The sequence below is a fragment of the Streptomyces parvus genome (genome assembly GCF_032121415.1).
In the GTDB taxonomy this organism is placed as follows: Bacteria; Actinomycetota; Actinomycetes; order Streptomycetales; family Streptomycetaceae; genus Streptomyces; species Streptomyces globisporus_A.
Map to the genome: position 1 here is coordinate 6,388,740 of NZ_CP135079.1, position 18,451 is coordinate 6,407,190.

Genomic DNA, 18,451 nt, shown 5'->3' on the forward strand with positions numbered 1-18,451 from the left:
GGACCCCTGACCGACGGACTGGAGGCGGTGAGTCGGCACACGAACGAGGGGCGGGCCGACAGATCTTCACGGAGCACGCCTCGATCCAACGCGCTACGAGAGAGGGAAACGCCAGGGCTTGGACCGCGGAGCGGGTAACCCACCGGCTGAAGAACTTCCACGCCTTCCCGATTGGCCACGAGGCGTGCGGCTGGGTCTTCCCCCACACACGCTCTCTGACTGAGCCCGGCCAGCCGCAGGCTGCGGCCCATCTGCGCTATCAGGTGCTCCGCTTCACCGCGATCGAACGCAGCCAGTCCGATCGGCGAAGAGCTGGCGCGCGGCCGCTCTGCTCAGCCCGACACGTCTTCCTAACGAGCTCGTGCACGGTAAGCGGTGAGATGTCGAGGGCTTCGGTGGGACTGATGCTCACCTCTGTCGTCGGGGGCCAGGTCCGCGGTCTGCTGGTGGGACAGTAGGCCGGCGACGGCCTGGACGGTGTCGCTGATGTGCTCGTGGCGGCCGAGGTGGTGGGCCAGTCCTCCCCAGGCCTTCAGGTGGGCGATGCCGTGCTCGACCCAGTGAGGAGTGTGCCTTGCGCTATCGCTCGTGCCTTTCCTCGTACCAGTCCGGGGCGTTCTTCTTGAACTTGCGGTGCGGTGGGGTGCCCACGCGTCCGCCGGTCTGGGCGCCGAGGCCCTGGTAGCCGGCATCGACAAGGAATTGGACCACGGGTCCGTCGGCCAGGAGCTGGACCAGGCCCAACCGGAGGGAGTGGGTGATGTCCGCGCAGCTGCCCGGCCCGGTCGGGCTGCAGAACAGCACCTGCCCATTTTGGTCTGTGAGGACCATGGTCTTGACGGCGTTCTGCCTGTTCTTGCCGGAGATGAACACGTCGCGGTCCTTACGTCCGGCCGCCGGACCCGGATCTCGGTGCCGTCGATGATGCCGGTCTGGCCACTGGCGCCGAGGTAGTCGATGACTTCGGCCAGCGTCCGGAGTCGGACGCCGGGGCTGATCGCGCATCCCCGCTCGGCGAGCAGGGGCCGAACCTCACCGATGGCCCGGGTGATGGTGGAGCGGTCGACTCCGAACCAGCAGGCCAGCACGTCGTCAGTGGCCCCGTGACGGAGATGGACGAGGGCGGCCAGGAGTCGGTCGACGAACACAAGCCGGTGCTTCGCACCGGCGCCCACAGCACGCCTTCGCGGCCGAGAAGCCAGCTTGGCTTCGTGACACTCGTGCCACAACAGGCCCAACTCGGCGACGAGTTTGGGCATCACATCGGTAGACAGCCCCGTGATCCGACGGTTGCTGACGATCACTGCACGAGTCACGTTCCGCACCACCCGACCATGATCAACCACCCAGAGCTCGACGTCTCACCGCTTACCGTGCACGAGCTCGTTAGGCGTTGCTGCCGCAGTGTTGACTTCGACTACCTTGGCTTGACCTTCGGGGTGCAACCGATGAGGCCCAGCGCCTCCGGGTTCGCAGTAGGTATAAACGTCCTTGGAGTCGGGTCGGCGAATCTAACAGGGGAGTGAGAGGTTGAGGAGAGGGGCTTCCTCGATTGGCACGGGTGGGGCTGGCACGATCTACGAGTATCGAGTCGCGGCCCTGGATCTGGCCGCTCTGCTGTGCGGCGTGAGCGTTCCGGGGCTAGACGTGGTGCCGGACTCGGTCTGCCTGCAGCAGGGCAGGGAGTTCCCTCTGGACGACGTGGTGGTTCTCAACCGTGAGGGCCCTTACGAGTTGGCCGTGGAACGGCAGGTCAAAAGAACGTTGGAGATCGCTCGCAGCAGCGATCCCTGGCGGAAGACGATCCGGCAGTGCGTGGAGAGTCTGGAGTCGTTTGGCGGGGAAATGGATGCCGACCGGCACAGGCTAGGTGTGACCGCATCCGGCCCCTCGCATGGCTTGGAGGTGCTGCAGAGCTTGGCTGCGTACGCTGCTGCGCAGAAAGGAGTGGAGGACCTTCTGAGAATCCTGCCGGGCTTGGGCCAGGAGCACCGTCGGGTATGGAAACACCTGGCGGACACCGTCCGTGACGTACTTGCAGAAAGTGAGGCTGCTCCCGAACAGAGGTTGGTGGAGCTAAGCGCTTTCCGAATCGCTCGACGTCTCGTCGTACAGATTGAGCCTACCGAGCAAGTCAGTCCGCGCTATCCCTACCTGTGCGCTCTGTTGAATGACCGGGTGCTTGCGGCCGAGTCCAGACATGACGCCGCTGTGGCGTACCGGATGATCGAGGCGCTGGCACAGGAGTGGGGGCCGCGGGCTGGTGTGATTGATGCTGCCATGTTGCGGACCGCACTGCAGGCTCGTGGCATCGTGTTGCGCAATGAACCGCCGGCCGGGTTGCAGCGGGCCGGTGCCTCACACCAGGTTCGCGTGGTCGGGGAACTGGAGCCCACTGACGCCCTGCGCTTCGAGGTGCATCCCGCCATGGAGATGGGTGGAGCCCGTGGTGCGCTAGCGGTACTCCCTCCCTACATCGCCCGTCCGGCCAGCGTTGATATGGAGCTGCGGCGTGAGATAGCTGAGGCGGTCGACGGGAGCCGACTGGTGATGGTGGTTGGTGGCTCCTCAACAGGCAAGACACGATCCTGCTGGGAAGCAGTGCGGGCTGAACTCCCAGACTGGAAGATTGTGCATCCGCTGGCTCCGGATCGGCCAGCGGCACTCCTGCATGCGTTGCAGGAGGATGTGCTGCAGCCACGAACCGTGCTGTGGCTGAATGAAGCAGACCTCTACTTGCTGGTCAAGGACTACGCCGCACAGGTCTCAGCAAGCTTGCAGGACCTGTTGACGAACCAACAGCGCGGGCCCGTCCTGGTCCTGGGCACCATGTGGCCGAGCTTCTGGGAAAAGTTGACGGAGTGCTCCGTCGAGGACGATGACCACCTGGCCACCGGGATGGGCGCGGTGAGTCAGCTTGCCGACCTGGCGGTCACTGTTCGGATGCCTGCCGCGTTCAGTGAACCGGAGTTGGCCCGTGCTGAGGCTGTAGTCAACTCCGACCCGCGCCTGACGCTGGCCCGAACCCGTGCTGCCAGTGGACGCATCGCTCAGTTCCTTGCTGGAGCCCCACATCTATGGCGACGCTACGAGCAGTCCGAAGGGGCGGCACGTGCCATTCTCCACGCTGCCATGGACGCACGCCGATGTGGACATGGTCCCCTTCTGTCTGAAAGCTTTTTGCGGGTTGCCTGTGAGGGCTACGTGGATGACTCCACATGGCACAGCTTGGACGAGGACTGGTTCGCCTCCCACCTAGCCAAGCTCCTTCGACCGCATCGTCAGCTTCCTGGGCCGCTGATGCGCCATCGGCCTCGTCCCTACGAGCCACCTACCGACAGCCCGTTGTATCAACTTGCCGACTTCCTCCATGAGAAGAGCCGGGCAACTAGAGAGAGGGAACACCCCGCTCCCTCTCTGTGGGCGGCAGCAGCGGCACACTCGCGTACAGACACGGACACGCGGGAACTCGCACAGGCCGCGCGTCGCCTGGGAGTGGTGAGCTGTGAACAGCTCTATCTGAAGGCGGCGGAGTGCGGCGACGTAAGCGTGCTTCGCTGGTTCACTCGTCGCCTCATTGACCTCAGACGCTTCGAGCGGGCGGAACAGATCATTGAGGGGCACTGTCTCGACGGGTTACTCCTTGGCGAGCTCTCAGCGGCTCTCGGACTTGCCGGCCACTACAAGGAGGCTGAGCACCTGGCTCGCCGGGCGTACGAGGTGAGCGGTAACCGGAACGGTCAGCGCAGCCTGGCTCACCACTTGCTGACGCTGGGCGTGCGCCACTCGGCCGCACGTATTTACTCATGGGCCGCCGACACCGGAGACCCAGTCGCCGCGCGGTGGCTCACTGCCTACCACGAAGCCCGCGGCGATCGGATCGCGGCAGAGCGTCTAGCGCACACAGCCCTCACGGAGTATGGAAGCCCGTCCGCAGCCCTCGCGCTTGCTCAGTTGCGTGTTACCGCCGGAGCATCCGACGATGCGCAACGATTGTGCCGAGGCATCGCCGGTCACGGCCACACTGATGCCCTGGTGGCCTTCGCGCGCGAAAGATCAGACCACCGTGACCACGCCACTGCCACCTGTTTCTACAGTGCGGCCGCCGCTGCGAAGCACCCGAAGGCACTCGAGTGGATGTCATGGCACTGGGAAGGACGAGGTCACCATCAGCACGCCGAGGAGCTCGCACACGCAGCAGCGGCGGCCGGAAATAGCCACGCCCTGCACGGGCTCGCCCAACTGAGATTCTTCAACGGCGATATCCACGAATCCGAGCGTCTGAATCGCGCCGCTGCGCTTGCAGGGTCAGCATCGGCCCGGGGGTGGCTAATCCGTAGAGGAATCCACCCGTGAGTCGAGCTCTACGCAGACTTTCTCCTCGGCGCGGGCCACAGCCGAATCGCCGTGGACGGTGTGCAGTGCGCGGTTGGCCTGGCGGTCTCCGCCGCGGTTGAGGCGGTGGCGGTCGGTGATCTCGTACGAGCGCTCGCGCAGGGGGGTCGGTACGCGAAGTTCAAGACGATTGCTGGTGTCGCGGCACCCGAGTGCCCCGGAGTTGGAGGTCTCCCGTTCGTCAACTCGTCGATGTGAAACAGGTCATGACCGTAAGGTAGTTGGCACACAGTCAGCGCAGCGCCGAGCGAACGCCCAGGGATCAAAGGCGGAGCCGCAACAGGGAGATCCATTGACGTCGCCGCCACTTCCCCCCATTCCTCCACCACCGGGATCCCGCATTGGGTCCGTGAAGCACATCCACCACGTGATCGAGAACTTGATGGCTGGGCGGCCGGAGGCATGCCACTTGGCGAAGGCTCTGGCCAAGCAGGCTCGTGCCACGCACCGCCGCATGGCGAGAGCACGTGCCGTTGGGTTCGAGGCGTACGAGACGACCCTCACCGACCTGCTTCTGACGGAGCTTGCGCATGTGGACCCGCGTTTCTGGCGGGTCGTTAGATTTAAGCCGCACGAGGAACGAGCGAACGGCGCCGACTGGGAGTGGTGGATCCAGCGGAGCGACTCATCGTGGGTGCGTCTCTGGATTCAGGCCAAGCGCCTCTACCACCCTGGTGAGCGCTACGAGGAGCTCAAACGCAAAGTCCGGAGAGGATCAGACGGCAGGATCTGGCAGAGTCGGTTGCTGGTCGAGGCCGCGCGACGGGAAGGCCGGAACGGTGAGGTCCCGCCGGTCCCGTTGTACGCCTTCTACAACTGCCTGCAGGGTAAAAGGGCTGAGTCATGGCCGTGTACGAGACTTGCGCCCTGTCAACAGCAGCCCCTTCTCGGCATCACGATCGCCCCCGCCCAGCAGATCGACGAGTTGGTCGTGAAGGGTAAGAACAGCTACTGCGACGTACTGGCCGAGAGTAAGCCGCTGTCGTGCCTGGTGCACTGCCCGACAGCGCGGTCGGGGCATCATCAGGAGTCATACGCCTCGACGCTGCTGATGGGCATGGGAGCGCTGCACAGCAACGACGTCCTCTCTTCGACTCCGTCCCTGCCTGGTCGCATTGAAGAAGCGCTTGAGGCGGACGACGAGGTGGTCGCCGACGAGTCGGACCCTCGGATCGCTCTCATCACGGGTCACGCGGCGCTCCCCGGTGCCCGCATGGATGAAGTGCCACAGGGGTTGGCCGACCTGCGGGAGCGGTTCGACCTACGGGCACTGGAGCGGCAGGGGTGGCGGGAAACGACGTGACAGCGCCCCGGGCAGAGTGCGAGTCAGATCCCTGGGCACTTTTCCGCATTGGAAAGAGGCGGAGCGCCCTATGACCCGCGCTCAACTTGATTAAGCACGAGGCATGTCCCACCGGGTATTGGTTCCGTGTTGCCATAGGCCCGTATTGCGTAGCAGCACTGTCACCACCGTTCGGGTCGCCGTGTCGATGACGCAGGCGCAATCTCGACGCTGGTGGACTCGCCGGGCACCTGGGTATTTCGGGTCGCCTCCGTAGGTCTGCTCGGGAGATATGCCGCACCGCAGCACTTCACTCTCATCGAAACCGAGCTTCTTCGCCCGGGACAGGGCGTGCCGGCTCAGCGTGACGCCTGCATGCGTGCGAAGTCGGGTCAGCGCGCGCTCTCGACGAGCATCGCGTCGGTCGTTACTCATGAGGCGGCATCACCGGACACTAGATCCATCGGACGCCCTGGACATGGCCCTGTGGCAACGTGTCCGCGAAGAAAAGACCTACCAGCGGGGCGAGTTGATACATCATTCCGATGCCGGGTCGCAATACACGAGTTTCCGGCTCGCCGAGCACCTGGACGCCGTCGGCATCGCGGCCTCGATCAGCTCGGTCGGCGACGCCTACGACAATGCCCTCGTGGAGAGCACGATCGGCCTGTTCAAGACCAAGCTGATCAAGCCCCGACGTCCATGGAAGACGCTTTCCCAGGTCGAACTCGCCACTGCCGAGTGGATCGACTGGTACTGCCACCGCCGACTACACGGCGAAGCCGGGCACATCCCACCCGTCGAATACGAAACCAACTACTACCTCACAACCACGAAACCGCAGGTCAAAACCACAATCTGAAGTTCCTACCGAACCCGGAACGGTTCAGTTCCCTGAATCCGAGGATCAGAGGCGGAGGTGCCGGTTCGGCGCCTGGGCAGCGTTTGCGTACTCAGGCAGTGCAAGAACTATGACGCCAGCGTCTTCAAGGGTTTCGACGCCATCGGCGCCGGCGACGAAGGTGTCGGGCTCGTTCCAGGCGGTGACGACGCGGCGGAGGCCCACGTCGCGGATGAGCTGGGCGCAGGGGCGAGGTCGGGATGCCCGCCTGGCGCACGGCTCCAGGGAGCTGTAGATCGTGGCGGTCGCGAGCCGGGCGTCCTCGGCGGGGAGCTTGGCGAGGGCCCCTTCCTCGGCATGGTCGTGGGGGTCGCTCTCACGGGAGTAGCCGCGGGCGAGTTCGGTCCCGTCGGCCGCGACGACGACCGCCCCCACGCTGAAGGCGGTTTCCGAAGGTGGGCAGAGGGCGGCCAGCTCACAGGCGAGGATGAGCCAGTTCCGGTCTGCAGTGTTGGGCTCGCGGCCGGTGCCGGGGGCGCCGGCTGAAGAGGTGGTGCTCATCGGGGCTCCGTCGAGGTGTCCTTGGGGGCGTACCTCAGGAGTACCACGTCACCGATCTGGCGGGTCTCCAGGAGCCGGAGGCGGGCGGCCGGGCCGCCGGGGTAGCTCGCGGGGCCGAGCATCCTTACCGCATCGAACTGGCCGACCAGGAGCGGGGCGATGACGAGTTGGAGTTCGTCGGCAAGAGCGGCTTCGAGGAGCTGTGTGTGAACGGTGCCACCACCTTCGACCATGAGCCGCTTGACGGCGTACGCGTCGCCGAGGATGTCGAGCGCGGCCGGCCATACGGCCTCGGCGGGGACGCTCTGAACGGTAGCCAGGTCACCGAGGTTGGCGCGAGCTTTCGCGGTGGCCTCGTGGCCCACGGCCAGGACGAGCTTGTCTCCGCCGTGGTGCCAGAACTTCCAGCCGGGATCAAGGTTGCCCGTTCCTGTGATGGTGACCTTCAGCGGGTACTCCGGCTCACCGGCGGCGACCCGGGACGCCCTGCGTTCCGCCGAGTTGACGAGGAGGCGGGGGTTGTCGGCGCGGAGTGTGCCAGCGCCGACAAGGATCGCGTCGACACTGGCTCGTACGGAGTCGACGCGCTCGAAGTCCTCCTTGTTGGAGAGCAGGAGTCGGTCCTCGCCCGGGCGGGTGTCAAGGTGGCCGTCGATCGATACAGCTGCGGACAGCAGGACGTACGGGCGGGGCACGGTATCTCCAGGCGGTGTGCGCGGGTGAGTCAGGCGGGATGCAGAACGATGCGGTCGAGTGAGGCGCGGAACTCGGCGACGCCGTCCTCGCCGGTTACGGGGGCCAGTGCCTGGTCGAGCCGGTCGAGCTGTCCGAAGATGCGGGCAGATCCGGTCTCGGCGGCGATCCCGACGGCCTGCCCACCGATTCGGGCAGCGAGGGTCACATTGCCTGTGCCCGCATGGGCACGTGCAGCGCGAGCTAGGTAGACACCGCGGTCCCGGCGATATGCGGACGGGAGCACTGCGAGGGCGCTGTCAAAGCCTGCCGCGGCCTGCTCATACTCGCCGAGTGCGGCGAGGGAGCGAGCTCGGGCGGTGCTGATGTACGCCGCATCGAGCCAGGAACCCCAGACACCGTCGGAGCCCGCGCGCCCGAGGAGAGCAAGCGCGGTGTCGTATGCCCTGTGGGCTTCGCTGCCTTCACCGAGTACGGCACGCGCGTGGGCCTCGTGCAGAACGGCGATGACTTCGAGGCGGCTCCCGGGTCGGGCGGTGCGTCGGGCGGCTGCGGCGAGGCCGAGAGCGTCGGCAGGATGACCGGTGTCGACAGCCAGCTGTGCCTTACGGCCGAGGATGTACGCGGTGAGATCGGTGTCGCCGGTGATGTGGGAAGCGTCCAGTGCCTTCGCGGTGTGGCCGTGGGCGGTGCGCTCGTCGCCGATGTCCTGGGCGAACCAGCCTGCCAGCTCTTCGTATCGCGTCTCCAGGGCGAGAAGCTCGATGGCGTCGGTGCCACGAGCGGCTCGGCGTCTCGTGGCAAGGGATACGAGGTGTTGTTGCAGGGCGGGCAACACGTGCCGGGGGCCGATGAGGTTGTCGGTCTGGATCATGACCCGGCGGAGTTGCGCGAAGTGCTCGAAGGGAGACCCCATGTCGGCGAGTTCGGTGGCAGCCGCCGGCGTCGCGGCCGGCATGGCTGTCGCAGCCAGGCCGGCGATCCCTGATGCGAGAACAACGCGGCGGGGCACGGGCACGAAGAGGATCCTTCCGTGGATGCGGGCGGGGACGACGACCGTGTCCGTGTCGTCTCCAAGCGAGCCTGCCCGCACGACCGCGTTCATGGCCAGGGTCTCCGGGGCGCTGGCCCCATGGCCCCGTGTACTGGCCCCATGAGTCGCTGTCCCGGCTCTGGACACCGGGACAGAGCAATCCTGGGGGGCCTCGCGCTCCGCGCTGTCCCAGCCACGAACCAATGCACCGGCGGCATCGAGGATGTCGTCGAGAGTGATGGCCGCATGTTTCGGGACGGGACGTTCAGCGCGCTCGAAGCGCCCGAGATGTGAACGGTCGATCAACGCCCGGCGAGCCAGAGCCTGCTGCGACAGCTGACGGGCCTCGCGGAACTGGCGTAGCTCGTAACCCCAGCGGTGCCATGGGCCGGCGTCCGGAGTCAGCTCGTTCGGCTGCTGCCCCACGCTTCCTCCTCCACCGTGGACTTTCGTTCACCCGCGGTCGATGTCAGCGACAGGGGCGGCTCTCCATGGGGCCTGCGGAGCCAGCGTGTGAGGCTCCATCTAGGGCCTGCCCACCGGGGTTCCGTACCGCTTTCATCGTCGGTACGAGCTGATCACACGGTATCCGAACGGCGCCTGGCACGGACCTGATTCACGTCAGTGGCGAACGTAGTGGTCGGTCGGACCGAACGCATTGCGCAACCGTCGGATGAGCCCTGCGCGGGCTGAGCGCGATCTAGGGGAAGGCGACCATGAAGACACGTAGAAGCCTGGGCGACATGATCGCCGTCTCCAGTCCACGGATCAGCCTGATGGGATCCCGGGACCGAACGGGCACCGACACTGCTCGAACCCAGGAGTGGCACCGCAAACCCGCCCCGCTGGAGCGTCCGGCGCGCAGGGGCGAGCTCGTCCGGCTCCGTCAGCAGTTCCGTCGCGAGGCGACCGAAAGGCGCGACCGCCGCTCCGGTGATCGCCGTCTCCGGGTGTTGGCGTACAGCTTGGTGCTCAGCAGGAGTGCCAGGCCGGATGAGGACTGGAACACCCTCCAAACCGAGGCTGAGCAGCGGGGTTACGCAATGCGAGCGAGGTTTCACGACGTAGCCGTTCCCGTGACCTCGACGTGCCTCCCCGGCTCGGGTGCCGGCTGTGGCGTCTACACGCCGCCCTGGAAGCGCCCTGGCTGGGGGGAGGTCGAGCGACTGATCCGAGGCGGCTTCGCGGACGGCGTGATCGTCCTCGACCGGCACAACATCAGCTCCGATGACGACGAGTATCGCGTTGTGATCAAGGAGCTGGGTGAGCGGTACCAGGCATTCATTCACCTCGTGATCCCCGAGGAACTGTCCGGTCCGACTTGAAGGCGACCGTTGCGGTGGATGGATGCGAAGGGCTGGGGCTGGAGACAGGTCAGCGCTCAGGTTCTCCTCGTCGTCACCGTGTTCGCAGTGCTCGTCACCGTCTACCAAACTGCCTGATCGGGGACCGTTTTGACGTTCGAGGGATACACCGACCAGGCAACACATTTCCTGCCGCTCCGTGAGGTGGGACTCGACCTTTGCATCGTGCCTGCAGGTGACCCGCAGGGCGCGGCATGACCGCGATTAAAGAGACCTGCGCGTGCAGTGGTCGTCTCACCCGGATCCCTGCTTCGTTGTCGAGTGGGGAGAGAGACCACTCACGATCGAGGGCGACCGCACTGCCACCACCCTGGGGCGCTTCTACGGCTACAGCGAAGCAGCCATAGCGGCCTTCATGGGGCGGTGCCACAAGTCCCCCTCTTCGGCCGTGCCCGAACCGTGTTCCCCCACGGCACCGTAGCTGGCCGAAGAGGGCCTAACTTCCCACCCGAGAGGACGAGCACCATGTGCGCGCACAACCCGCCGTGCCCCACGGCCATGGCTCCCGACAGGGAGGCCGCGCGACCCGTCGCGCACCGCTCTGAGCAGGGCTGGAGCCTGCTGTGCAACGGAGTGCTGGTCTTCGAGGACACCGGAGAACTCCTCCCCGACGGCCGTATCGTCGCCCCCCACCGGCCGCTCGCGCTCACGGTTGGAAGCGCGGCATGACGATCACCGCAGCCGACTTGGTCGTTCCGTACATCACCGCCCGTGAAGGCGAAGAGGCGGACTCCCTCCTCAACCTGAACGTACGCACCGGTCCTGACCGGCGCCCGCGGCTCGGGTACAAGGAAGAGGCAGGGCCCGACCGAGATCTCCGCGGCGTGCTGTGGGCCCGGTACTCCATGTCACTCGGCTTCGCGGGACAGCCCACCGGGAACCCGAGGTGGCGGCTGGTGCACCCGCTCCGCCAGCGCATCACGATGGCGCTTCTGCGCTGCCAGGTGTGCACGGTCCCGCTGAAGCGTAGCGACGGCATCCTCTTCGTAGAGACGGCCGACGACGGCGACGACTACACCGGGCCGGTGAAGACCGCGCAGCCGCCGGTGTGTCTGGAGCACGCCCGGATGGCGGCCCGGCGGTGCCCCCGGCTCAGGAGTAAGGGACACGTCGCCCTGCTGGCCACGCGGTTCCCGCTCTACGGCGTCATCGGCACCCCGTACCAGTACACCGCCGACGGCATCCAGCCCCTCGCCGCCTCGGACGCTCCCCTGCCCTACAACCACCCCCAGATCGGCTGGTTCCTCGCCTCTCAGCTTGTACGCGAACTGCGGGACTACGAGGTCGTCAGCCTGGACGATCTTGTGCCCGCCGCATAGACGGCTGCTCGACGGTCCTGGGCAAAGGACCGGACCGTCGAGCGGCACCCCAGAGCTTCCCGGCCCGACCATCGGACCGGGATGGCCAGAACCTGAACCCATGGCGCAGCCCCGTCGCTACGCCACGGTCCTCAGCGCGCTGGCAAGCACCACCTGTCCTACACACCAACGAATCACCTGGAGTTGTTATGACGCGAATCGTCACCAAGAGCACCACCCAGGTCCAGGAGCCGACGGCCGGCGGCCAGTCGGACGGGTTCGACCTGAACGTCTCCCTCCTGGAGGTGTCCGATGCGGCCGGGCTGACCGTTCTGACCGACGACGGGTGCGGCAGCTCCTGCGGTGCCTGCGTCACCTTCACCGACTGACCCTGACCGTCTGAACCCGGTTATCAGGTCATGAACCGCGGTCGGTGCTGTCGCGCTACTCGGCGCGTCGGCTCCGACCGCCCCTCCAGACGCACGAAGGGACACGTCACGTGGCTATACCCCCAGCGTTCAAGGCGGGCACGACCGCCCTGGTGCGCGCAGCCGCTCGACCGTCGATGACCCAGCTTCCCCTACCCGACTTCGACGACCGGTCCTTCCGAGCCGAGGAGTTGGAGGAGATCACCACCGGACGCCTCGCCTGGCTTCGCAGCATCTGGCACGACCCGGGCATCGCACAGGCCCTCCGCCATGCCAGCCCGGTTCTCGCCGCCGAGGTCGAGGTCCTGGAGAGTGCTCACTCCCCTTCTACCCGCGAAGTCCGCCGCGTTGGAGTGTCGGTGGCGCGCTACCTCCTGCGCGCGCTGCACCGGCCCACACCGTTCGGACTGTTCGCCGGAGTCACCACGGCCACCTTCGACGCCGAGCCCCACTCCCGCTGGGGCCAGAACCACGTGGTCGTGGCCCGCGCCGGTGCGGAGTGGGTGGGGAGGCTGATCGAGCAGTTAGAAAGGAGCGGAGAGCTGCTGCCGCTCCTGTCGGTCGTCGTCAACAGCACCACCTTCGAGCGCGACGGCAGTCTCGTCGTCCCCTACCAGGACGACGGGCCGACCGGTCAGCGGCGAGCGGTCGAGGCGTCCGTCGAGCTGTCGGCGCCGGTCCGGCATATCCTCCGCGCGGCTGACGCGCCGATCCGGATCGGGGAACTCGCCGAGAAGCTGATGGCCGAGTTCCCGGCCGTGGCCCCGGAGCGCGTCAAGCGGCTCCTCGCGGGCCTGGTGCGGCAGCGCGTGCTGATCACCAACCTCCACGCGCCGGCGACCGAGACCGACGCGCTCGGTCACCTCGTCACCCAGCTCGACGGGGTCCGTGCCGAGGACATTCGTCTCCTGGCACCCGCCGTCCGGGAGCTGCGCGCCGTCCACGCCGGGCTGGAGCAGTGCGGCACCACAGAGGGCCGGGACGCCGTAGCGACCCGGATGCGCGATCTGGTGCCGGGCCTCCGGCGTCACCCGCTCGCCCTGGACCTGTGCCTGGACGCCACCGTGGTGCTCCCCGATCTGGTCGCCCGCGAGGTCGAGCGCGCCGCCACGATCCTCACCCGTCTCTGCGCCCGCCCGTACGGTACCGAGCCGTGGAACGAGTACCACCAGCGGTTCTACGAGCGGTTCGGCGTCGGCACCATGGTGCCGCTTATGGAAGTTGTCGCTGACAGCGGCGTCGGCTACCCGGACGGGTACCCGGGCAGGCCGACCGGCGAAGGCCGCCGGCGCCTGTCGCCGCGGGACGACGTGCTGCTCCGCCTCGCCCAGGCCGCGGCGCTCGACGGCCGCGACGAGGTCGTGCTGACCGACGAGACCGTGGCCGCCCTGGACCGAGGCCCGCAGGAGCCGCGGATACCGTGCCACCTGGAGGTGGGCGTGCGGCTGCACGCGGCCACCCTCGCCGAAATCCGCCGTGGGCGGTTCACCGTGGAGTTGACCAGCGTGTCACGCGGAGCCGGGGTTACCGCCGGACGCTTCCTCAGCGTCCTCCCGGCCACACAACGCGATTGCCTGCGGGCGGAGTTGGCTGACCTACCCACGGCTGACGAGGGCACGGTGGCGGCGCAGCTTTCCTTCCCCGCGCTGCTGCCCGACACCGCCCACGTCACCCGAACCCCGCGCGTGCTGCCGTTGGTGATCAGCCTGCAAGAGCACCGAGCCCCCGACGCCACAGTGCTCTCGCCGGCGGATCTGGCGCTGGCGTGCGACGGCCGCCGGATGTACCTGGCGGCTCCGGACCGCGGGCTGCGCGTCGAGGCCGTCGGCATGCATGCGCTGAACCTTGCCGAGCACACCCCGCCCTTGGCGCGGCTGATCACCGAGGTGTCCCGGGCGCAGAACGCCCAGGTCACCAGGTTCGACTGGGGCGCCGCCGCAGCGATGCCGTTCCTCCCCCGCCTGCGGTACGGCCGCATCGTGCTGGTCGCGGCCCGCTGGAGGCTGGAGGCCGGTGACCTCCCCAACCGCCATCGTCCGGGGGCGGACTGGGACGCGGCGCTGTCCGGCTGGCGGGAGCGCCGCCGCCTGCCGCAGCACGTGCTCCTCGTCCAGGACGACCGGCGACTGCCGCTCGACCTCGATGAGCCCGGCCACCGGAGCCTGCTGCGCCAACACCTCGACCGCGCCGGTACGGCGCTGCTGACGGAAGCCGCTCCTCCTGGGGCGGACGGCTGGAGCGGGGGCCGGGCCCACGAGATCGCGGTACCCCTCAAAGCGGTCCGTCCTCCGGCCTGGCCTGCGCTGCCCACGCCGACCACCGCCCGCACGCTCTCCCCAGCCCAGATCCAGACCCCGGCCACCTCCTCGGTGCTCCTCGTAGCCCTGTACGGCGACCCGCGGCGTCAAGACGCCCTGCTGACTCGGCACGTGCCCGACCTGATGCGGCGCCTCGGCTCTCCTCGCTGGTGGTACGTCCGATTCCGCGACCCCCAGCAGCACCTTCGCCTGCGGATCGCACTGCCGGACCCGGAGGACTTCGCCGACACCACCCACACGGTCAGCGCCTGGGCCGACGAGCTGCGGACCGCTGGGCTGCTGGCGGACCTGCGCTACCCCACCTCCTACCGTGAGACGGGCCGGTGGGGCTCCGGACCGGCATGGGACGCGGCCGAGGCCGTGTTCCGCGCGGACTCCCTGGCCACGGTGGCGCAGCTCGCCCAGCCCGTCCGGCCCGCGCAGCGCACGCTCGTGGCCGCGCACTTCTTCGCCATCGCCTCCGCCCTCCTCGGCAGCCCGGACGCCGGCGCGCGCTGGCTGATCGACCACATCGAGCCGACCGCGCCGAACCCGGTACCCCGCTCGCAGTTCGCCGACGCCGTGCGGCTGGCAGACCCGCGCGGTGACTGGGCGGCCCTGCGGTCAGCGCCCGGCGGCGCCGCGATCGTGGACGCCTGGGCCGAGCGCACCGCTGCGCTCGCCGCGTACGGGCCGCACCTGTCTGGCCCGCACGCCGACGGCATCGCCGTGGACGGCGTACTGACCTCCCTGCTGCACGTCCACTTCGTGCGGCATGTCGCGGTGGACTTCCCCGAGGAAGAGGTCTGCCTGTACCTGGCCCGCGCCGCCGCCCTGGCCTTCACCGCCCGCGCCAGGAGGCGACCGTGACCCACACCGCAGCCGCGGTGGCCGCCGCCATCGCCGACCGGCTCGCCCGCCCCGACCAGGCGCCGGCGGCGGTCACCGCCGAGGACAACCGGCAGCACCTCGCCTACGGCCCGACCGGCATCGCTCTGCTGCACATCGAGCGCGCCGCGGCCGGGCTTGCCCCCTGGCAGCGCGCCCATGACTGGCTGTCCGCCGCGGCCCGCGAGCCCGTCACCAGCGGCCCAGACAGCCACCCCTTCTACGGCGCCCCGGCGCTCGCCCATGCCGTGGCGTGCGCAGCCGACCAGCTTCCGGACTCCTACCGGCGCGGCCTCGATGTGCTGGACCGGCAGGTGACGGCAGACGCCCGGCGGCGGTTGGACGCCGCGCACCGCCGGATCGAGGCCGGGCAGCTTCCGGCGCTCGCCGAGTTCGACGCCATCCGGGGCCTGACCGGGTACGGCGCCCACCTGCTGCGCCGCGACCCGGCGGGCCCGATGACCCGGGCCGTTCTCGACTACTGCGTGCGCCTGACCAACCCGGTCACTCACGACGGCGAACGCCTGCCGGGCTGGTGGGTACCGACCGGGCCGTCCGGCAGGCCGGACGACCGCTTCCCCGGTGGGCACGCCAACCACGGCATGGCACACGGCGTCGGCGCGGTCCTCGCGCTGCTGGCGCTTGCCGCCCGCCGCGGCACCACCGTCACCGGCCACCATCAGGCGATGCGCACCATCCTGGCCTGGCTGGAGCAGTGGAAGGCGCCCACCGGGCGCGGCACGGCCTGGCCGTACTGGACCACCCGCGAGGAACTGCGCAGCGGCCGGCCCGCGGCCTCGGCACCACGGCGGCCGAGCTGGTGCTACGGCACCGCGGGCCTTGCCCGCGCACAGCAGCTCGCCGCGCTCGCCCTCGGCGACAGCGACCTCCAGGCCGAGGCCGAGGCCGCCCTGCTGGACGCGCTGAGCGACCGCGTGCAGCTTCGCGTCACCACGGACAGCGGCCTGTGCCACGGCTTCGCCGGTCTGGTCCACATCGCGGCGCGTGCCGCCGCCGACGCCGACCGGGCCACCGCCGGCCAGCTCCGCGCCATCATCCCCGCCCTTCTCACCATGCTGGTCCCGCCCGGCACCGCCCCGGACGAGGCCGCTGCCCTGTTGCTGAAGGACGCGGCGGGCGCCGGGCTCCTCGATGGTGCCGCCGGAACCGCGCTGGGATTGACCACCGCAGACAGCGCGGAGCCGCCCCGCACCTCCTGGGACGCCTGCCTGCTCACCGCCTGAATCCGACCGAAGGACTTCGCAATGCGCTCCGACCGCTGGCAGCAGCACAACATCACCTTCCCCGACCGGGACACCGGACGGCGCGCCGTCACCGAACACCTCGCCCCCGTGCTGCTCGCCGCCGAGCCCGACGGGCAGCTCAGCGGCTGGTGGTTCATGAACAAGCAGCCCTGGCGCCTGCGATACGTCGCCGATCAGCCGTCACCGACCGTGCTGACTCTGCTGAACGAGTGGGTGGCTGACGGCACGGCGCAGTCCTGTACGACCGGGATCTACGAGCCGGAGACCGAGGCGTTCGGTGGGGCGGACGCCATGACGGCCGCGCACGCCCTCTTCCACGAGGACAGCCGCCACCTCCTCACCTACCCCGTTTACAACGAGCACCTGGGGCGACGGGAGACTGCCATCCTGCTGATGAGCAGCATGATGCGCGCCGCGAACCTCGACTGGTTCGAGCAGGGCGACGTGTGGGCGAGGGTCTCCGCGCTGCGCCCCGGCACCGGCACGCCTGCGTCCACGCGCCTGACCTCCGCGATGCGGACCCTGATGACCACCGAGGCCCGCAGCCTGTGCCGCGAGCACGGGCCGCTGGACGGCCAGGCCGACTGGATCGCCGCCTTCGAGAGTGTCGGCACCACGCTCGCCTACCTCGCCGCCCAGGGCGACTTGACCCGCGGACTGCGCGCCGTCATCGCACACCACACCATCTTTCACGCCAACCGTGCCGGTCTGCCGTCCGCCGACCAGCACACCCTGTTTCACATCGCACGAGAGGCAGTCATGGGTTCGAGTGAAAACACCGCGTCAGCACCCGGATCGGGCTCCGCGGCCCATAGCGTCAGCACGGTGAACACCGACACAATCACCGCCCCCGAGGCCAACGCCGAACAGCTCCGCAACGCCTTGGTCGACCAGATCAAGGCCGACGGCCACGCCCGCACCCCGGCGGTCGAAGCCGCCCTGCGCACCGTGCCCCGGCACCTGTTCGTCCCCGAAACCTCGCTGGCCGACGCCTACAACAACAGCCCGGTCAACGTGAAGTACGATCCCGAGGGCACCTCGATCTCCTGCGCCTCCCAGCCGGCCGTCGTCGCCCTCATGCTGGACCAGCTCGAAGCCCAGCCGGGCGAGCGCATCCTTGAGCTCGGCGCCGGCACCGGCTACAACGCCGCCTTGATCGGCCACCTCGTCGGCCCGAGCGGACACGTCACCACCATCGACGTCGATGACGACCTGGTCGAAGGCGCCCGAGCCCACTTCGCAGCCGCCGGAGCCACCAACGTCGAGGCCCTGACGCGCGACGGCGCCCTCGGTCACGCCGAAGGCGCCCCGTACGACCGGATCATCGCCACCGTCGGCGCGCACGGCATCCCCCACGCCTGGCTCGACCAGCTCGCCGAGGGCGGCCGACTCGTCACCCCGCAGCGACTCACGGGCAGCGTCTCGCGCTCCATCATCTACGTGAAGCGCGACGGCCGGTGGAAGTCGGTCGGCTCGGAGATGAACACCTTCATGCCGCTGCGCCGGGGCATCGCCGACGACGACCGCCGCGCCGTCCCGCTCAGCACGGACGGCGCCGTGCGCCTCCAGGCCCCGGCCGGCCTGGCGCTCGACGCCGACGCCCTTGCCGGTGTCCTTGACCAGCCGCGCGTCGATGAGTGGACTGGGATGACGGTCCGCGCGGGGGAGTCCCCGGAGTGGATGGAGCTGTTCGTCTCCTGCGTCCTGCCATCCGGGCTGATCCGGATGCTCTTCCCCCAGTCCGTTAAGGGCACGGTGCTCACCGATGACCCCTACCCCTCGGCCACGGCCGCCGTCGAGAAGGGCGCCGTCACCTACCTCGCGCGGCGTCCCTCGGAGCAGAAGACCCCTGAGGGCGCCAAGCTCTGGGAGTTCGGCGTCATCGGCCACGGCCCCGGGAGCGATGAGCTGGCCGCCAAGGTCGCCGACGCGGTCCGTACCTGGGATCGCGAGTACCGCGGCCGGGACGCCGCCTTCGAGATCCTGCCGCTCGATGCGCCCGCGGACGAGCAGCCCGGTGTCTTCGTCCTCGACACCCCGCTGAACCGCGTCCGCGTCACCTGGCAGTAGCTGATCCGCCTGCGTAGTGCCCGCCGACCGGCCGGC

The 18,451-nt window shown here is 68.6% G+C and carries 13 protein-coding genes and 3 pseudogenes; 11 read left to right on the forward strand and 5 right to left on the reverse strand.

Annotation, left to right across the window (positions count from 1 at the left end; translation table 11 throughout):
* Positions 1 to 579 precede the first annotated feature (579 nt).
* Together RNL97_RS29655 and RNL97_RS29660 are read right to left on the reverse strand one after the other, a co-directional pair.
* Positions 580 to 873, reverse strand: coding sequence for a transposase family protein (locus RNL97_RS29655; protein ID WP_264158802.1), 294 nt, complete (start codon positions 871 to 873; stop codon positions 580 to 582).
* A 140-nt stretch (positions 874 to 1,013) separates the two neighbouring features.
* Positions 1,014 to 1,259 (reverse strand): annotated as a pseudogene (locus RNL97_RS29660) (helix-turn-helix domain-containing protein); the annotation flags it as partial.
* Positions 1,260 to 1,626: 367 nt separating this feature from the next.
* Between RNL97_RS29660 and RNL97_RS29665 the strand changes: the two are divergent.
* The 3 genes from RNL97_RS29665 to RNL97_RS29675 all read left to right on the forward strand — a co-directional run bounded on the left by RNL97_RS29665 (position 1,627) and on the right by RNL97_RS29675 (position 6,539).
* Complete coding sequence (locus tag RNL97_RS29665) at positions 1,627 to 4,356, forward strand: hypothetical protein (protein WP_313751412.1); 2,730 nt, start codon at positions 1,627 to 1,629, stop codon at positions 4,354 to 4,356.
* A gap of 388 nt (positions 4,357 to 4,744) precedes the next feature.
* Positions 4,745 to 5,698 carry a DUF6615 family protein gene (locus RNL97_RS29670; protein ID WP_313751413.1) on the forward strand — a complete coding sequence of 318 codons (954 nt, stop codon included), beginning with the start codon at positions 4,745 to 4,747 and terminating at the stop codon, positions 5,696 to 5,698.
* Positions 5,699 to 6,155: 457 nt separating this feature from the next.
* Positions 6,156 to 6,539, forward strand: coding sequence for an integrase core domain-containing protein (locus RNL97_RS29675; RefSeq protein ID WP_192806641.1), 384 nt, complete (start codon positions 6,156 to 6,158; stop codon positions 6,537 to 6,539).
* Positions 6,540 to 6,584: 45 nt separating this feature from the next.
* Here the strand turns inward: RNL97_RS29675 and RNL97_RS29680 are convergent.
* From RNL97_RS29680 to RNL97_RS33160, 3 genes and pseudogenes are all read right to left on the reverse strand, one after another.
* A pseudogene (locus RNL97_RS29680) lies at positions 6,585 to 7,774 on the reverse strand (dihydrofolate reductase family protein).
* A 29-nt stretch (positions 7,775 to 7,803) separates the two neighbouring features.
* On the reverse strand, positions 7,804 to 8,877 hold the full coding sequence (locus RNL97_RS29685; RefSeq protein ID WP_313751414.1) for a DNA-binding protein: 1,074 nt from the start codon (positions 8,875 to 8,877) through the stop codon (positions 7,804 to 7,806).
* Positions 8,878 to 9,012: 135 nt separating this feature from the next.
* A pseudogene (locus tag RNL97_RS33160) lies at positions 9,013 to 9,231 on the reverse strand (helix-turn-helix domain-containing protein); the annotation flags it as partial.
* Positions 9,232 to 9,521: 290 nt separating this feature from the next.
* On the opposite strand from RNL97_RS33160, the gene RNL97_RS29690 reads away from it, so the two are divergent.
* The 8 genes from RNL97_RS29690 to fxlM all read left to right on the forward strand — a co-directional run bounded on the left by RNL97_RS29690 (position 9,522) and on the right by fxlM (position 18,415).
* The gene (locus RNL97_RS29690; protein WP_151510161.1) at positions 9,522 to 10,130 is read left to right on the forward strand and encodes a hypothetical protein; all 609 of its coding nucleotides are present in this window, start codon (positions 9,522 to 9,524) and stop codon (positions 10,128 to 10,130) included.
* Between the two features lie 259 nt (positions 10,131 to 10,389).
* Positions 10,390 to 10,590: a DUF6302 family protein gene (locus RNL97_RS33165; protein WP_225994812.1), complete on the forward strand. Its 201-nt coding sequence runs from the start codon at positions 10,390 to 10,392 to the stop codon at positions 10,588 to 10,590.
* Positions 10,591 to 10,634: 44 nt separating this feature from the next.
* Positions 10,635 to 10,838, forward strand: a complete 204-nt coding sequence (locus RNL97_RS29695; RefSeq protein WP_151510160.1) for a DUF5999 family protein — start codon at positions 10,635 to 10,637, stop codon at positions 10,836 to 10,838.
* Positions 10,835 to 11,488, forward strand: coding sequence for a hypothetical protein (locus RNL97_RS29700; RefSeq protein ID WP_151510159.1), 654 nt, complete (start codon positions 10,835 to 10,837; stop codon positions 11,486 to 11,488). The genes RNL97_RS29695 and RNL97_RS29700 overlap by 4 nt, the downstream gene beginning before the upstream one ends.
* A 188-nt stretch (positions 11,489 to 11,676) precedes the next feature.
* On the forward strand, positions 11,677 to 11,856 hold the full coding sequence (locus RNL97_RS29705; protein WP_028444064.1) for an FxLD family lanthipeptide: 180 nt from the start codon (positions 11,677 to 11,679) through the stop codon (positions 11,854 to 11,856).
* 176 nt (positions 11,857 to 12,032) lie between these two features.
* Positions 12,033 to 15,062 (forward strand): lantibiotic dehydratase, encoded by a 3,030-nt coding sequence (locus tag RNL97_RS29710; protein WP_151510192.1) that lies wholly within the window; start codon positions 12,033 to 12,035, stop codon positions 15,060 to 15,062.
* Positions 15,059 to 16,324, forward strand: a complete 1,266-nt coding sequence (locus RNL97_RS29715) for a lanthionine synthetase C family protein (RefSeq protein ID WP_151510158.1) — start codon at positions 15,059 to 15,061, stop codon at positions 16,322 to 16,324. Before RNL97_RS29710 ends, RNL97_RS29715 begins: the two co-directional genes overlap by 4 nt.
* A 21-nt stretch (positions 16,325 to 16,345) precedes the next feature.
* A complete protein-coding gene (gene fxlM, locus RNL97_RS29720) occupies positions 16,346 to 18,415 on the forward strand; it encodes a methyltransferase, FxLD system (protein ID WP_151510157.1) in 2,070 nt (689 codons plus the stop codon).
* Positions 18,416 to 18,451: the final 36 nt, after the last annotated feature.

Coding starts and splice junctions, on each gene's coding strand:
- RNL97_RS29675 (WP_192806641.1), top strand. CDS start 6,156: ATGGCCCTGTGGCAACGTGTCCGCGAAGAAAAGACCTACCAGCGGGGC.
- RNL97_RS29685 (WP_313751414.1), bottom strand. CDS start 8,877: ATGAACGCGGTCGTGCGGGCAGGCTCGCTTGGAGACGACACGGACACG.
- RNL97_RS29690 (WP_151510161.1), top strand. CDS start 9,522: ATGAAGACACGTAGAAGCCTGGGCGACATGATCGCCGTCTCCAGTCCA.
- RNL97_RS29695 (WP_151510160.1), top strand. CDS start 10,635: ATGTGCGCGCACAACCCGCCGTGCCCCACGGCCATGGCTCCCGACAGG.
- RNL97_RS29700 (WP_151510159.1), top strand. CDS start 10,835: ATGACGATCACCGCAGCCGACTTGGTCGTTCCGTACATCACCGCCCGT.
- RNL97_RS29705 (WP_028444064.1), top strand. CDS start 11,677: ATGACGCGAATCGTCACCAAGAGCACCACCCAGGTCCAGGAGCCGACG.
- RNL97_RS29710 (WP_151510192.1), top strand. CDS start 12,033: ATGACCCAGCTTCCCCTACCCGACTTCGACGACCGGTCCTTCCGAGCC.
- fxlM (WP_151510157.1), top strand. CDS start 16,346: ATGCGCTCCGACCGCTGGCAGCAGCACAACATCACCTTCCCCGACCGG.